Annotated in this window: 12 protein-coding genes; all 12 read right to left on the bottom strand. The window is 68.2% G+C overall.

The genetic code is table 11. From position 1 onward, the window contains the following. Positions 1-5: 5 nt before the first annotated feature. Positions 6-401 (bottom strand): type II secretion system protein GspL, encoded by a 396-nt coding sequence (gene gspL / locus DOL89_RS25905; RefSeq protein ID WP_162937833.1) that lies wholly within the window; start codon positions 399-401, stop codon positions 6-8. A gap of 19 nt (positions 402-420) precedes the next feature. Then, complete coding sequence (gspK, locus tag DOL89_RS22870; protein WP_119681667.1) at positions 421-1,398, bottom strand: type II secretion system minor pseudopilin GspK; 978 nt, start codon at positions 1,396-1,398, stop codon at positions 421-423. Beyond that, the gene (gspJ, locus tag DOL89_RS22865) at positions 1,395-2,042 is read right to left on the bottom strand and encodes a type II secretion system minor pseudopilin GspJ (RefSeq protein ID WP_119681666.1); all 648 of its coding nucleotides are present in this window, start codon (positions 2,040-2,042) and stop codon (positions 1,395-1,397) included. Before gspJ ends, gspK begins: the two co-directional genes overlap by 4 nt. Continuing rightward, the gene (gene gspI / locus DOL89_RS22860; protein ID WP_119681665.1) at positions 2,042-2,401 is read right to left on the bottom strand and encodes a type II secretion system minor pseudopilin GspI; all 360 of its coding nucleotides are present in this window, start codon (positions 2,399-2,401) and stop codon (positions 2,042-2,044) included. The genes gspJ and gspI overlap by 1 nt, the downstream gene beginning before the upstream one ends. 1 nt (position 2,402) lies before the next feature. Continuing rightward, entirely contained in the window at positions 2,403-2,915 is a 513-nt protein-coding gene (gene gspH, locus DOL89_RS22855) for a type II secretion system minor pseudopilin GspH (protein ID WP_162937832.1), read from the bottom strand. After that, complete coding sequence (gspG, locus tag DOL89_RS22850; protein WP_119681664.1) at positions 2,890-3,345, bottom strand: type II secretion system major pseudopilin GspG; 456 nt, start codon at positions 3,343-3,345, stop codon at positions 2,890-2,892. The genes gspH and gspG overlap by 26 nt, the downstream gene beginning before the upstream one ends. Continuing rightward, on the bottom strand, positions 3,342-4,580 hold the full coding sequence (gene gspF, locus DOL89_RS22845) for a type II secretion system inner membrane protein GspF (protein ID WP_205574736.1): 1,239 nt from the start codon (positions 4,578-4,580) through the stop codon (positions 3,342-3,344). Before gspF ends, gspG begins: the two co-directional genes overlap by 4 nt. Beyond that, a complete protein-coding gene (gene gspE, locus DOL89_RS22840; protein ID WP_119681662.1) occupies positions 4,567-6,066 on the bottom strand; it encodes a type II secretion system ATPase GspE in 1,500 nt (499 codons plus the stop codon). The genes gspF and gspE overlap by 14 nt, the downstream gene beginning before the upstream one ends. A gap of 10 nt (positions 6,067-6,076) precedes the next feature. Further along, a complete protein-coding gene (gene gspD / locus DOL89_RS22835; protein ID WP_119681661.1) occupies positions 6,077-8,098 on the bottom strand; it encodes a type II secretion system secretin GspD in 2,022 nt (673 codons plus the stop codon). Beyond that, the gene (locus DOL89_RS22830) at positions 8,095-8,994 is read right to left on the bottom strand and encodes a type II secretion system protein N (protein WP_162937831.1); all 900 of its coding nucleotides are present in this window, start codon (positions 8,992-8,994) and stop codon (positions 8,095-8,097) included. The genes gspD and DOL89_RS22830 overlap by 4 nt, the downstream gene beginning before the upstream one ends. A 210-nt stretch (positions 8,995-9,204) precedes the next feature. Next, complete coding sequence (locus DOL89_RS22825) at positions 9,205-11,847, bottom strand: TonB-dependent receptor domain-containing protein (protein ID WP_119681659.1); 2,643 nt, start codon at positions 11,845-11,847, stop codon at positions 9,205-9,207. 89 nt (positions 11,848-11,936) lie between these two features. Further along, positions 11,937-14,807, bottom strand: a complete 2,871-nt coding sequence (locus DOL89_RS22820) for a hypothetical protein (protein ID WP_119681658.1) — start codon at positions 14,805-14,807, stop codon at positions 11,937-11,939. Positions 14,808-15,414 lie beyond the last annotated feature (607 nt).

Genomic DNA, 15,414 nt, shown 5'->3' with positions numbered 1-15,414 from the left:
GGGGGTCAGCAGGATGGGATGGCCCGCCGCGGGGCCAGCAGGGCGCGCCAGCGCTCCATCAAGGCCTGGTCCACCGCCGCCGCCTCGCGGCTGCCATCCGCCCGTGGCGCGCCGAGGGCGAAATGCAGCCGGTCGAGGTCCACCGCCAGCTCATCCTCCAATGCGAAGGGCAAGGCCGCCAGGGCGTTCCCCTTGGGCGGCAGCCGGACATCGCGCAGCAGCACCTCCGTCCCCGGTGCCAGCGCCACCACCTGCCCCACCTCGGCAAGCTCCAGCGAGGGCAGGGCCGCAGCGGCCGGCAGAACGCCGTCCGTCACGGCATCGCCGCCGGGAAGGCCGCAGGCCCAGGGCACCGGCCGTTCCGCACCGGCCGAGAGGTCGAGCACCAATATCCGTTTCACGATCCCACCTCGACCCTTCTCATTCCGGCACGCCGAACCGCCGCGCCACCACGGCGGGCTGCCGCCCCCGGCCTACAGCCAGGAGGGAGGTCAGGCCTGTTTCCCGACCGTCCAGCGCCACCGTGACCTGCAATTCGTAATAGCGCGCTTCCACGCCGGTCTGGCGCATCGCCGCTTCGCCCGGATTGCGGCCCGCAAGCACGGTCTGAGCCCAGAAGGCCTCCGCATCCGCGAAGCCGCCGCCAGGGCGCGCGGCGATGGCCTGCCGGGCGGCATCCAGCGGCAGCTCCTTGCCCGCCAGCATGATCAGAAGCGGCACATCCTCGGGAGTCAGGCTGTTCAGATTCAGAACCGTCTGCTCCATATCCGGGCGGGCGCAGACGAAGGGGCGCAGCAGGCGGTAGGTTTCCAGCTCGAATCCAGCCACCGCCCGCAACTCCCCCACCCCGGTCAGCAGGGCGTTGGCGGTGCGGAAGGGCGGGTCCAGGCGGGTATAATGCTGGTCCTCAGCCCCCGGGCTTTCCGGCCGGCTGTCCTCATCGACCCAATCGGTCAGGGCGCCGGCCAGCCGGTCCTGGTCCCCGTCGAACAGGCCTAAGGCGCGCAGCAGGTTGCGGAACTGCTCCTGGGCGCGGGCGCGTCCCTGGCTTTCATCTGCCCCCGCCGGCTGGGCCAGGCTGTTGAGGTTGAAGCAGTTCGTGGCATCGCGGATGGTGGCCACCATGCGTCCGCCATCCACCGGCAGAACCATCGGCTGGCCCAGCCGGGCGCGGACCTGCTCCCCAGCCCCCAGCTTTTCCGCCCGCGCCACCAGCTTGGCCGCGAAGGTCTCCGCCCCCAGCGCATACCATTGGGCCTGCGCGCTGATCTCCGCATTGGCGGTGCGCTTCACCGACAGGCGGATTTCCTCCATCATCGCCACGGCCACGGCCGCCATCACCGCCACCATCAGCAGCACGGTCAGCAGCACGGCACCGGATTCCTTCCGCCGCGTCATCGCGCCGCCTCCCCGGTCAGGAAAAGCTGGCGGATGTGGCCCAGCCCGGCAAGATCGAGGTCAAGCGCCACGGCATCGGGCAGCCGCGCCGCCTGCCCGGCCGCGGCAGGCCCGCCCCAGCCATCCAGCCAGCGGCTGCCGGCCAGGAACTCCAGGGCGATGCCCTGAACGCCCTCTATCAGGACCGTTTCCGCAACCGGCGTCTGCGGCGTCGGGTCGGGGCGCAAGGTGGCGCGGCGCAGCAGCCGTCCCTGGTTCAGCACATAAGCCACATGCAGCAGGGGCCCGCGATCCTCCAAGGCGCCGGGATTCTCCCAGCCCGCGCGCAGGAAGAGCAGTACCTCCCCCTCCGCCCCACCGGTCAGGGCGCCGGCGCCGCCGGTAAAGCCCCGCCCGCCAACACCCCGGGAGTCGCGCGCCGGGCGCGCCACGGCGTTCAGCAGATCGGCGCGCAGGATAGCGCGGGCGGTCTGCAACTCCGCAGCGCGCGCCTGCCGATCCGCCAGATCGCTCCGCCCGCTCAGCACGAAGCGGGTCATGGCACTGCCAGCCACCGCGATCAGGGCGAAGACAAGCAGGGCCACCATCATCTCGACCAGGGTGAACCCGGCCTGCGGCGATGGCTGTGCCTTGCGCGCCGCCATCACAGCCCCCGGAACCCGGTCAGCACGGCCAGGACCTGCTCCCGTCCCGCGGCGCGCACGGAGATATCCACGCGCAGCATGTCCGGATCGGGGGTGACGGCGATGATCCGGGTCCAGTCCCAGTCCCGGCCGGCCAGCTCCACGGCTCCGCTGGCAGTACCGGGCGGGCGGGACGGGCCGGTCATGGTCTCCACCAGCATATTCTCCGCCACGATGCCGGCCAGCAGCCGCTCCTCCACATGGGCGGCGGCGCGGATATTCTCCCCATGCACATTCAGCAGTGCGACAGCGCCGATGGAAAACACCACCAGCGCCACCAGCACTTCCGTCAGGGTAAATCCCACCTCCCCGCGCCGCATCTCAGCCCTCCTCCCCCGCCCGCAGGGCAACCCGGCCGGCGGCGTCCACCTCCACCAGCGCGGACGCGCCGTCCCCCTCCACCCGCAGGGCGAAGGGGGTGGCGAGCCCGACCGGATCGAAGCGCAGGGCCGGGATGGCCGGGGCGGAATCCCCCGCCGCCTGCTTCGCTCCGGACAGGGTGGGGCGCGCCTGCACGCCGTCGGACCAGAGGCCCGGTGCGACATCGGGCAGCGGCGTCCAACCGGCGGCATCGGCGCGCAGAACGGTCCAGCCGCGCCCGTCCAGGGCCAACCCGTAGGGCCGGCCGGTGACGATGCTGGCCTCCGCTGCCTGGCGCGCATCCGCGGCGAAACGGCGGGCGTCCGCCAGGGCCGGCGGGTCCGCCGGCGGCCAGGTCATCACTACCACGCCGGATAGCAGCCCGATCACCGCCATCACCACCAGCAGCTCGATCAGGGTGAAACCGCCCTGGCTGCCGGCCCGGCGGTTATTTCCAGTTGCCGATATCGGCATCCAGCCCTTCCCCGCCCGGACGGCCATCCGCGCCCAGGGAATAGATGTCAAAGGCCGACCGCTCCCCCGGATAGGCATATTGGTAGGAGTTGCCCCAGGGGTCCTCCGGCAGGCGGCGGATATAGCCGTCCTGGCGGTAGCGCTCCGGCCGGGACAGGCCGGCGGGGGCGCTGACCAGCGCCTCCAACCCCTGCTCCACCGACGGGTAGGACATCAGGTCCATCCGGTACATCTCCACCGCCTGTTCCAGCAAACGTACATCGGCGGTGGCCTTTTCCTGCATGGCGCGGTCCTGGCTGGGCAGAACATTCAGCATCACCACGGTGGCCAGCAGGCCGATGATGACGATCACCACCATCAGCTCCAGCAGGGTGAATCCCTGCTCGCCCCGGCGTGCGGCCTTGCGCGCCTCCATTCTTGTCCTGATCATGCCAACCCCATGGTATTGAACTGAATGATGGGCAGCAGGATGGAGAGGATGATGGTCGCCACCACGCCCCCCATCGCCACGATGATCGCCGGCTCCAGCAGGCTGAGCGCCAGGGAGACGGCGGTGTCGAATTCCGCTTCCAGATGGTCGGCGCATTTCTCCAGCATCGGCCCCAGCGTGCCGCTGCGCTCCCCCATCGCCGCCATGTAGGTGACCACGGGCGGGAAGCGGTCGGCCCGGCGTAGGGCGCCGGACAGGCTGGCTCCCTCCCGCACCTGCACCGCGATCCCGTCCACGGCCTCGCGCAGCACGCTGTTCGCCACGGTGGCGCGGGCGGCGCCGAGCGCATCCACCACCGGGCTGCCGCTGGCGATCAGCGCGCCCAGCGTGCGGGTCAGCCGCGCCGTTTCCAGCCCGCGCAGCAGCTTGCCCACCAGGGGCAGCCGCAGCAGCGCGCCATCGGCCCGTTGCCGCACGGCCGAGCGGCGCAGCGCCCTGGCCCCGGCCAGCAGGGCCAGCAGGAACAGAAGAAGCCCGGCCAGCCCCCAGTCGCGCACCGCATCGGACAGGGTGATCATCAGCCGGGTCAGGGCGGGCAGCTCCCGCCCCATGCTCTCGAACTGCTCCACCACCTTGGGCACGACGAACAGCATCAAAGCGACCACGACGCCCACGGCGGTCAGCGCCAGCACGGCCGGATAGACCAAGGCCGTCATGGCCTTCGCCCGGACCTTCTGCGATTTTTCCAGATGGTCCGCCAGCCGCTCCAGCACCGGCCCCAGCCCGCCCGACTCCTCCCCGGCCGCCACCATGGCGCGGTAGAGCGGCGGGAAGCTGCGCGGATGCTGGGCCAGGGCGCGGGACAGGCTCTGCCCCTCCGTCACCCCGGCGCGCACGGACATCAGGATGCGTTTGATGGCCGGTTTCTCGGCCTGCATGCCCACGGTCTGCACCGCCTCCTCCACGGGGGCGGCGGCGCTGACCAGGGTGGCGAGCTGGCGCGTGACCAGGCTCAGTTCCCGCCCGGCCAGGCGGGGCGTGAACAGCCCGGCCAGCCGGCCCAGTCCCGCAGTCTTAAGTCCGGCGGCCTTGCGGTCCACCATGGGGCGCAGGGCCACCGGCAGCAGGTTCTGCCGGCGCAGTTCCCGCCGGGCCAGCCGTGGGCTGTCGGCGGTGACGGTGCCGCGCAGCCGCTTGCCGGCGCTGTCCAGCGCCTCATAATCAAACGCCGCCATGGACCTCATCCTCCCGGCGGACCACGCGCAGCACCTCTTCCAGCGCCGTGTCGCCGGCCAGCACGCGGGCAAGGCCGGCGGCCAGCAGGGTATCGCCCTCGCCGAAGGCGGCGGCGGCCAAATCGGCCTCCGCCGCATCGTCATGGATCAGGCGGCGCAGCTCCCCATCCACTACCGCCAGCTCATAAAGCCCGATGCGGCCCCGATAGCCGGTGCCCTTGCACTCGGAGCAGCCGGCGGGCCGGTGGAGCATTGGCGGCTCGCCCGCTTGGCGCAGCAGCGCCATCTCCGCCGGATCGGCCGGATGGGCCTGCTTGCAGGCGGGGCACAGCCGGCGGACCAGCCTTTGGGCCAGGATGGCTTTCAGGGAGGACGCCAGAAGGAATGGCTCCACCCCCATGTCGCGCAGCCGGGTGACCGCCCCCACGGCGGAACTGGTGTGAACGGTGGACAGCACCAGATGGCCGGTCAGGCTGGCCTGCACGGCGATCTGCGCCGTTTCCACATCGCGGATTTCGCCCACCATGACCACGTCCGGGTCCTGGCGCAGAATGGCGCGCAGCCCGGCGGCGAAGGTCATGCCCACCTTGGGATTCACCTGGGTCTGCCCCACCCCTTGGAGCGCGTATTCCACCGGGTCCTCGATGGTGAGGATGTTCCGCTCCCCGTCATTCAGGGTCGCAAGGCCGGCATAAAGGGTGGTGGTCTTGCCCGAGCCGGTGGGACCAGTCACCAGGATGATGCCGTTCGGGGCCGCCAAGGCCCGCCGATAGGCGGCAAGCACCGCCGGCGGCATGCCGAGATCGGCGACATCCAGCTTGGCCTGTTCCTTGTCCAGCAGGCGTAGCACCACTCGCTCCCCATGCCGGGACGGCAGGGTGGAGACGCGGACATCGATGCTGCGCCCGCCGATGGCCAGGCTCACCCGCCCGTCCTGGGGAATGCGCCGTTCCGCAATGTCCAGCCGGGCCATGACCTTGACGCGGGAGATGACCAGCGGCGCCAGCCGTGCCGGCAGTTCCAGGATTTCCCGCAGCACGCCATCGACGCGCAGCCGCACCGCCAGCCGGGTTTCATAGGGTTCCAGATGCACGTCGCTGGAGCGGGACTTCACCGCCTCCGCGATCACGCCGTTGATGAGCTGGATGATCGGCGCGTCATCGTCGGTGTCCAGCAGATCGGCCGTGGGCGGCAGCTCGCCCACCAGCGCGTCCAGGCTGCCATCGGCGCCGATATCCTGCGCCAGCTCGGCGGAGGCCAGCCCATCCACGGCATAGCTTTCCGACAGCCGCCGGTCGAACTCCGCCGCACTCAGCCGCTCCACCGCGAAGGGCCGGCCAAGCGCCCGCCGCACCTCCACCAGCGCCAGCGGGTCGGCACGGTCGGCCAGCCCCACCAGGGCGCGGCCGGCCCCGTCCTGCCCATCCAGCAGGATGACGCCCCGGTCGCGGGCGAAGGCGTAGCTGAGGATCGGGTCCGCGCGCATGGCCCCGCCCTTACGGCCTGGAAGGCGGCAGGGCGGAGGCCGCCGGAAGCGTCGCCGGCGACGCGCCCAGCACCTCGCTGGTGAAACGGTCCAGGCTCGACAACCCGTCGGGGCTGCGCTCGATCTGGCCTTCGCGCATCAGGTCATATTTGCGGCTGGTCACCGCCTGCACATCCTGGGCGTTCCGCACGATGGTGGGGCGCAGGAAGACCATCAGATTGGTCTTGGTCTTCGACTTGCCCTCGCTGGAGAACAGCCGCCCCAGGGCCGGGATGTCGCCCAGGAACGGCACCTTGTCGATCTGTAGCTGCTCATCCTCCTGGATCAGCCCGCCCAGAACCACGACCTCCCCGTCATCCACCACCACCGTGGTGCTGAGCTCCCGCTTGTTGAGGACGAGTTCGCTGGAACTGGAGCTGACCGGGCCGAGGATGCTGGACGCCTCCTGCCGGATGAACAGCTTGATGGTTTCGCCCTCATGGATCTGGGGCTTCACCTCGAGTTCGATGCCGACATTCTGCCGCTCCACGGTACGGAACGGGTTCTGGAAGTCGGACCCCACCACCTCGCCGGTCGTGACCGGGATTTCCTGGCCGACGATGATGGAGGCTTCCTCATTGTCCAGGGTCAGGATGGAGGGGGTGGAGAGCACGTTGCTATCGGTATCGCGGCGGAGCGCATTCACGATGACGCCGAAGATGGTGCCGTCCTTCTCGCCCGCGATGCCGCCGATGAAGCCGTTGACGCCCAGCAGGCTTTCCACCGCCGCTTCGCGCAGCAGGTCGGAGATATCCTCCGTCGATTCCTTGTCCGGCACCGCGATCGCGCCGACGGCCGCCAGCACGTTGGGGGCCGAGTTGGAGAAGTTGGTGGCGGAGAAGGGAACCCCGTTCTTGCCGGTGCCGGACAGCACATATTGCAGTCCCAGCTCGCGCGCGGCCTGATCCGACACCTCCACGATGATGGCCTCCACCAGCACCTGGGGCCGGCGAACATCAAGCTCCCCCACCACCGCGGCCAGGGCGCGCTGCATTTCCGGCGCGGCATTGATGACGATGGCGTTGGTGGCGGCGTGGAAGCCGATGCTGGTGCCGCCGGGGCTGGCGGCAGCCACAGCGCCCTCCGCCCCCGGCGCGGCGGCGATGGAGGCGCTGACCTCCCGCAGCAGGGGCACCAGCTCCTCCGCATTGGCGTGCTTCAGCCGGATCACGCGGACGTCGCTCTGCTGCGGGCGTTGCGCGTCCAGCTCCCGCAGCAGGGTGGCCGTGCGGGCCACGGCGGGACCGGGTCCGCGCAGGATCACGGTGTTGTTGGATTCAACCGCCACCGCGGCGATGCCGGAACCCGCCTGATCCCCCTGGGTCTTATTGAGCTGGTCCACCATGCGGACCATGTCGCGGGCAGCCGTGTTGCGCAGGGCCACCGTTTCCACCGCCGAGGTGTCGCGGTCGATCTCCGCCATCACCTGCCGCACCCGGGCGATGTTGGCGGCCTGGTCCACCACGATCAAATAGCGGCTGCCCCGGTTGCCGATCACGCGGCCGGTGGCCTGGACGATGGGCTTCACCATCTCCGCCGCCGTGGTGCCGTCCACATTGTCCAGGCGGAAGACCTGCGTGACCATGCCCTCGCCGCCAAGGCCTTGCGGCGCAACAGCGCCGGGTTCCGCCGCTGCTTCCGCCAGCGGAACGATCTTCAGGGCCCCGGCGGCGGTCGGCACGGCGGCGAAGCCATGGACCCGCAATGTGGCCTGGAAAACATCCATTAGCTCCTCCGTGCCCACCGGCGCATTGGAGATGACGGTAACCTTTCCCGATACGCGGGGATCGACGATGAACATGCGCCCGGTGGCCAGCGAGATGTCGCTGACAAAGGCGCGCAGATCGGCCTCCCGGTAATTCAGCACTTGACCCTGCTGCTGCGCCTGGGCAGCGGCCGGCGGCAGACACGCGCCTGAAACCGCGGCGGTCAGGCACCAGAGAAGAACCGCCGGCCGTGCAAGACCGGACGCCATGCTGCGGCGGATGCTCATGGAACGCCTTCAAGCTCGAGATCGACGATTTCCGTGCGGCCGCCCCGTTCCACCTGCAGGCGCAGGCGGCGGCCTTCGGCCAGGCGCTCCAGCGCCCCTTCAAGGTTCTGGGTGCTGGTCAGGCGGATGCGATCCACCTGCATCACCACATCCTCCGGCTTCAGCCCCAGCGGCGCCAGCCGGCCGGGATCGGCCGTGGGCACGATGGCAAGCCCGTTCATCCCCCGCTCCCCGATCCGGGGGCGGGCCAGGCTGGCGAAATCAGCGGCAAGCGTCCGCACCGCGGCGGCGGGAACGCGCCGCACAGCAGCACCAGCATTGGCATCGGCGTTGGACGTGCGCGGCCGGGGCACCGAGGCCGTAGCGAGACCAGGGGCCGGCGATGCGGCGGCAGCCGTCCCGGACATTGCGCCGGCTTCCGGCCGCGGCGCACCGTCAAGATACAAGCTTTCGCGCGCACCGCCCCGCAGAAGGGTCACGCGGTCCCGGTGCACGGCGGCAAGCGTCACGCCCGGCACCACCTCCTGCCCCACGGCATAGGCATCCTGGCGCAGGTCGGGGGTCCGGATGATGGCGCTGTGCTTCGCCTCCTCCGCCGCAAGGCGGACGCCGAACAGGTCGAGGTCCAGCAGCGTTTCGGGCGCTGCCGATTCCGCCAGCTTCGTCTGGCTGGAACCGCTACGATGGAAGGGATCGAAGGAAAGATCGGCGGCGACCATAGCCGGCAGAGCGGCCATTGCAGTCGGACCCGTCGCTTGTCCGGGCATCGCCGCCGGCGGCGTCATGAGATCCACGGCCAGCGCGGCGCAACGCTCCGCCAGGATCACGGCCAGCGCCAGCTCCACCGCTGCCACGGCGTGTTTCGCATGGATGCGGCCAAGCACGGCCGCAAACATGGAGACCGCAGGATGGGACGTTGTGAAGGGCATGACCAATAATGGCAACGGGAACGGCGCCGGCCGGGAGTGGCTGGCGCCGTGTTTCTTCATGGTGCGGAGCGGGAGACTAAAGAGTTACCGCTACAGAAATGTGAAGCTCCGCAAATTCAGCCCGTTTTTTTCGACGCATCTTGCACAGGACAAACTGCACCGGATGCGTCATGGACCTTAGTAGCTGATGCTGATCCCGGCCTGGACCGTCACGCCCAGATCGTATTCCAAGGTGGTGATCGGCCCCTTGGTGAGCTTGTAGCTCTCGTTCAGCAGGTTGCGCGCCTCGAGCGTGACCTCGTACCGGCCGCCCAGCATCTCGAACTCCCGGGCATAGACGGCATCGAGCAGCAGCGGCGGCTCCTCCAGCGTATTCTCCTGACCTGCGAAGCCCAGGGATTCAATCCGCTCGCCCGTGTAGTTGAGCAGCAGCGCGAAGCGTTCTCCCTCCACCTCGTCGCGCCAGCCGAGCTGGATATTGCCCAGGAAGTCCGACTGACCCTGGAGATCATGGGTCGGCTCGGTCAGCTGGGACACGCCCTCCGGCACGGAGGCTTCCGAGTTGGCGTAGGTGGCATTGGCCCGGACAAAGAACTCCCGGGTGCCGAGCGCCGACCACCAGTCGGCAACCGGCAGACCGATTTCGATCTCCGCCTCGACACCGTACACCTCGGCCTTGTCGCCGTTGATGAACTGGCGCTCGAACTCGGACCCGACCTGGTTGAAGACGATCTCGATCGGGTTCTTGATATCCTTGTAAAAGACGCCGACCGTCAGGAATTCCTGCTGACTGAAGTACCATTCCCAGCGGGCATCGTAATTGTTCAGCTCAGCAGCCCGCAGCAGCGGATTGCCCGACACCGGCTCATTCGTGTCCGGATCGCGGAAGGGCGAGGTGGAGAGCTCGCGCAGGCTGGGCCGGTTCAGGGTCTGGCTGAAGCCGACGCGGAGCTGGTGATCCGGCATGAACTCCCAGGTTGCGGTTGCCGCCGGAAGCCAGACATCGTCCGCCACCAGGGCGTCGATCTGCTCATCCGGCAGATAGGCCGTGCTGCCGCCCGCCGCGCAGCGGGGCGGGTTGGTGCCGCGGACCCGGATATCGGTGCAGGGGATGACGGAGCGGGCGAAGGTGGTGGCCGTCTGCTCGAAATCCTCGTAGCGCACGCCGCCGGCCAGCCGCAGGGTCGGCAGGACCTGGGCATCGAACTGCGCATAGTACTGGTAGTTCTCAATCTCCGCCGTAAAGGCGTCGGAGGGGGAGGTCTTTTCCGTCAGCCGGAATCCGTTCGGGTCCACATTGATCGGCCCGAAGATCACCTCCGGCACCTGCTCGCGCAGTTCGTCATTGTTGAACGGGCCGAGGAAGCCGAACTGCCGGGTGGCGCTGTCGCGCTCCTGCCGGTAATAGGCGGCGCCGATGCGGAAATCCACCAGCAGGGAGGAAATCTCGGTCGGGATCAGCAGGTCGGCGCCGGCCTCATAGGTGATATCGTCCAGATCGCCGAAATAAATGTCGTTATTGGCGTTGGAGATGTTGCTGAAGCGCCAGACGCGGTCCTGCTCATCCCAGAAATACTCGAACTCGCGGCGGTCCTTCAGCTCGCGCAAGGATTCCGAATAGGCGCCGCGCCATTCCAGCACCACCGGGGACGGGCCGCCCAGATCGATGTCGTGCTCACCGGTGAGCTGGTTCGACCAGGTCTGCTCTTCCAGCCATTCCTTCGAGCTCGCCTGGACGATGGAGCCCTCGATGTCGTCGCCCTGCTCGATCAGCGCCTGCTTGGTGGTCTTGCGCAGCAGGAAGGTGGTGGCGCGCACGACGTTGCTGGCATCGAACTCGAAGCCCAGCGAGGCCAGGCCGTTCAGATCTATGGTCTGCTCCGTCTCGCGATAACCGCAGCCGTCCGGATCGCCCTCGCCGGCGCAGGCTTCCGGCGAATAGTCGATCTCGACATTGGTTCCGGTGGTGACGCCGCGGCGAACGCCGTTCTTGTTCTGCCAGCCATTGTCGTAGTCGATGGCGGCAATGAAGCCGATGGAGCTTTCCGAGCCCACGTCGAACCGGTTGCCATAGGTCAGGCTGCCGGAACCGCTGAGCGGAACATCACGGTCCAGGATGGACCAGTCGTTCCCGAGCCGCTCCGCCACGACCTCGCGCTCCGCCGGGGTCAGGGCATCGAAGGCGGCCTTGTTCTCCGGGAAATTGTCGGGAAGGCTGAAATCGCCGCTGATGTCGAACCCGGTCCAGTCGGCCTCGCCCTTCTGGAAGGTCAGGCCCCGCTCACCGGTGGTGGCCGAATTCCATGTCCCGGAGATGCCGATGTCGATGAATTCCTCTTCCGGCACGGCCAGGGTGCGCAGCTCCACTAGGCCGCCGCCGAAGTCGCCGGGGAACTGGGGCGACCAGGTCTTCTGCACCAGCACGCCGGAGATCAGGCCGGTGGGGAAGATGTCCAGAGGCACCGCCCGCTGCAGGGGCTGGTTGCTGGGCATGTTCACGCCGTTGACCAGCACCTGGGAGTAGCGCTCGTTCAGGCCGCGGACGATGACGAACCCGCCATCGGAGCTGATGCCCGTCACGCGTTGCAGCGCTTCGGACAGGTTGCTGTCGCCGGTGGTGCGGAAGGACTCCGCGTCCAGGATGTTGGCGATCTCGGAGGTGGCGCGCTTCTCGTTCGGGATGTTGCGGCCGGTGACCACGATCTCCTCCACCGGCTGGGGCGGCAGCGGAGCGGTATTCTGCTGCGCCCAGCCGGTGGCCGGCATGATGATCGCGGTCGACGCCAGCAGGGCACCGACAAGGGTACGGGTCATGGTCATGGCAAGCAGCCTCAGACAGGTGTGCACGCGGTCGTGAAGAAGGCGGCGGCGGCCGTGAAAACCGCCGCCGCCCGCAGGTCAGGCTGGGATCACGGCTGGTTCAGCCAGACCGTCCAGCCCGCGGTCCAGTTGCCCTCGGTACTCGGCACCGCGCCGATATGGCTGGTCGCCTCGAAGAAGGAGTCGACCGCGCTGGCATCGGTGGCCGTGACAGCCGCCTCGGCCGTGCCATTGACGAAGGCCTTGCCGCCATTGGCCGGAGCCGCCAGCGTGGTGGCCGCAATCACATTGTTGCTGCCGGCGGCATTGAAGGCGTCGGCCAGGGTCGTGGCATCGGCATCGTCGCTGTCGGTTTCCAGCGGCGCGCCAACCGCATTGCCCAGCAGCATCGAGCGGAGTACCAGGTTGCCTTCCGTGATCTGTTGGAAAGTCTGCGCCGTGTCGACGTCGAGTTGGGCGTCCGGGAAGCCCGTGACAACGAAGTTGTAGTAGTGCCCGGCGGTGCCACGGCGGAGAACCATGCCGCTATCGCCCGTCGAAGTGCCGATCAAGGTCACGTTGGACAGGATTGGATTGGAGCGCGGAGCGGCATCAGCATTGCTGCCGAAGTTGTCGGCTTCGATGCCACGGCTGTCGTCATTGGTTTCGCTGTTGTCGGGGTTCTGCACGACCACGGCATGCTGCACCCGGCCTTGCCAGCCGTCGGTCCAGTCCATGCTGTCGTCGCCGGCCCCGGTGATGACCAGGTGGCGGACATCGACCGTGCCGCCGAACCACTCGATGCCGTCATCCTGGGCATTGTGGATCTGCAGGTACTCGACCTCGGTGCCGCGGCCAACGCCCTGGAAGGCGATGCCGTTCAGCTCATCGCCCGAGTTCTGGCGGAAGCCGGCATTGAGGACGCGCACATACCGCATCGCGCCGCTGCTGTCGTCCGGCAGGCTGCCGCCGAACAGGCCAGAGCTGCCCTCACCCGTGCGCTCCAGGCTTCCATCCGCCGCTGTCTGGCCGTTGTTGATGGGCGCGCGGCCATTGATCACCAGACCACCCCAAGACGGGGCGGCATTGTTGCCGTAGCTGTTCAGGTTCGCCGGAACGGTGAAGTCCAAGCCCGCCGGGGCAAAGGTGATCGGCTGGGCGGCGGTGCCGTTGGCGATCAGGCGGGAGCCGCGGGTGATGACGATGGAGGTTTCACCCGTCATGCCGCGGACGGTGACGCCCGGCTGGATGGTCAGATTGACCGCGGCGGCATCGGCAGCAGCGCCATCGGCGCCGACATCGTTGCCGATGAAGATCTGACCGTCAACATGGTACTCGAGGCCGGTCATGAACGTCATGTCTTCAACATAGACGCCCGCCGCCAGCGTGCAGATGCCATCCGCCGGCGCGGCTGCGCGCGGCGTGACACCTTCCACGTCCGGGCAGGCCGCCTCCGGCACATTGTCCGGATCGCTGAGCAGGAAGGTGAAGCCCTGGGTCCAGTTCTGGAGATAGTCCGGATCGGCGCTGGCATCGTCGTAATCGGCGCTGTTCACGGCGCCGGCGAAGGGCACCTGGACGAAGAAGCTGTCGCCGGACAGATCCGCCGCCGGAATGTCCTGCTCGGCCGAACCGTTGACGTAGGCGCCGCCCAGGGCCTGCTGCAGGGAGGTGGTGCCCAGCCGGTTGCCGGCCCCGGCCAGGAACAGGGTCTGCAGGTTGGCGTCGTCCTCATCCGTCTCCAGCGCGCTGGACGGGGTGACGTTGTCCAGCAGGACCGAGTTCAGAACCAGGTTGCCCGCGGCGTACTGCGCATAGGTCTCGGCGGTATCCAGGTCCAGGCTGGCATCGGGGAAGCCGGCAATGACGAAGTTGTAGAACTCGCCGGCGGTGCCGCGGCGCAGCAGCATGCCGGTATCGCCCGTCGCGGCGCCGACCATGGTCACGTTGGCGAATTTCGGCTGGGAGCGCGGGAGCGTATCGGCATTGGCGCCCAGATTGTCGCCTTCGATGCCGCGGCTGTCGTCGTTGACCTCCGGATTGGCGCCGGACTGGATCACCAGACCGAACTGCACCCGGCCCTGCCAGCCGTCGGTCCAGTCGAAACTATCGTCGCCCGTGGCGGTGGCGACCAGATAGCGGCCGTTCACCGTGCCGCCGAACCACTCGAACGCATCGTCGGAGGAGCCGTGGACGTGCACATACTCCACCACGGTGCCGGAGCCGACACCCTGGAAGGCGATGCCGTTCAGCTCGTCCGTCGGGCTCTCGCGATAACCGGGGTAGCGCACCTGCACGAAGCGCAGCGTACCGCTGTTGTCGGTCGGGTTGTTGCCGCCGAACAGGCCGGAATCCACCTCGCCCTGGCGCTCGAACCCGCCGCCGGCAACGGCCGTGCCGTTGTTGATCGGGGCACGGCCGTTGATGATCAGGCCGCCCCACTCGCCCGTGTTCGGGTCTTCGGCGATCAGGCCGCTCCAGGCCGCGCGGCCGGTGCGGCCAAGCTCGTCGGCATAGCCCAGATCCTCGGCGCTGGTCATGACGATCGGCTCGAACCGAGTGCCCTCGGCCTCGATCCGGGAGCCGCGGCTGATGATCAGCGCGGACTGGGCATCACGGCCGTAGATCGTGGTGCCGGGCTCGATGGTCAGGATGGCCGGGTCGCCGCCATTGCCGTTGGCGCCGGTATCCTCGCCGATGAACACCACGCCGTTGAGCTGCCAGGTGGTATCCGCCGTCAGGGTGATGTTGTCGGTGATGACACCGGCGTCCAGGGCGCAGTGCGTCTCGCTGCCGACCGTTGTCTCCGTCGCGAATTCCGGGCAGGCAGCCGGCGGGGGCGGCGGGGAAGCCGGCGGCGAGGTCGGCGGCGGCGGGGGCGGAAGCGGCACTCCCGGATTCGGGCCGGTATCGCCGGCGGAAGCCAAATCGGTGGATGCGTCGCACCCGACCAGAACCGTGGTGGCGAGGGCCGCCATCATCAAGTTCCGAACCGTGAAATTCCTCATTAAGAAAACCCCCTGGTCTAGCCATCGCCAGCCCGGCCTTTGCCGAACCGTGACACGGACGCCCTCTCGGCCCTTCCCCTGGGCAGGGTTGGTCCGAGCAGGCATTGCTGATGTCGCCATCCGGCAGCGCGGATGGCGTGGAACCGGCGCGGCACCCTGGCGCCGCACGTGAAGGGGCTTGTGCCGATGATCTGTTACATTTTTTGGGACAGCCCGCCCAAAGACTTAACCATATCGGTGTGAACTACGCCGTATCGACGGCTGAATGGGCGCAGGCCAAAGTCTGCTCAAGGAGAACAGGTGAAGGCGTCGGGACGGAGCAATGAATGGGTCGCTCCATTTTGGATGGAAATGCCAAGCCTTGAAGAAGGCAAAGCATCCATTTCAAGCTCGTGCGGATCGCCAGATCACTTGCAGGACCTTCACATATTTTTCGCAGAATCTTCACATTAGAAAATTTTCGCTCTTCCTTTGTAGACTCTATTGCCGATCGCGCATGCGCTGCTGCATCCTGCCCCCTTATTTCAGAGAGCAAAGGTGCGAACGTGGCGTGGTCGGCCGCAGCGAGCAATCCAGCCGA

This window comes from Indioceanicola profundi, from assembly GCF_003568845.1.
GTDB lineage: Bacteria > Pseudomonadota > Alphaproteobacteria > Azospirillales > Azospirillaceae > Indioceanicola > Indioceanicola profundi.
Note: the sequence above shows the minus strand (reverse complement) of the source record. Positions and strands in the feature narration are given on the sequence as shown.

Bases quoted from the DNA above. Each gene is read 5' to 3' on its own strand.
- gspD (WP_119681661.1), bottom strand. From the start codon at position 8,098: ATGAGCATCCGCCGCAGCATGGCGTCCGGTCTTGCACGGCCGGCGGTT.
- gspJ (WP_119681666.1), bottom strand. From the start codon at position 2,042: ATGGCGGCGCGCAAGGCACAGCCATCGCCGCAGGCCGGGTTCACCCTG.
- DOL89_RS22820 (WP_119681658.1), bottom strand. From the start codon at position 14,807: ATGATGGCGGCCCTCGCCACCACGGTTCTGGTCGGGTGCGACGCATCC.
- DOL89_RS22830 (WP_162937831.1), bottom strand. From the start codon at position 8,994: ATGTTTGCGGCCGTGCTTGGCCGCATCCATGCGAAACACGCCGTGGCA.
- gspI (WP_119681665.1), bottom strand. From the start codon at position 2,401: ATGCGGCGCGGGGAGGTGGGATTTACCCTGACGGAAGTGCTGGTGGCG.
- gspH (WP_162937832.1), bottom strand. From the start codon at position 2,915: ATGCCGATATCGGCAACTGGAAATAACCGCCGGGCCGGCAGCCAGGGC.
- gspE (WP_119681662.1), bottom strand. From the start codon at position 6,066: ATGCGCGCGGACCCGATCCTCAGCTACGCCTTCGCCCGCGACCGGGGC.
- gspF (WP_205574736.1), bottom strand. From the start codon at position 4,580: ATGGCGGCGTTTGATTATGAGGCGCTGGACAGCGCCGGCAAGCGGCTG.
- gspK (WP_119681667.1), bottom strand. From the start codon at position 1,398: ATGACGCGGCGGAAGGAATCCGGTGCCGTGCTGCTGACCGTGCTGCTG.
- gspG (WP_119681664.1), bottom strand. From the start codon at position 3,345: ATGATCAGGACAAGAATGGAGGCGCGCAAGGCCGCACGCCGGGGCGAG.
- DOL89_RS22825 (WP_119681659.1), bottom strand. From the start codon at position 11,847: ATGACCATGACCCGTACCCTTGTCGGTGCCCTGCTGGCGTCGACCGCG.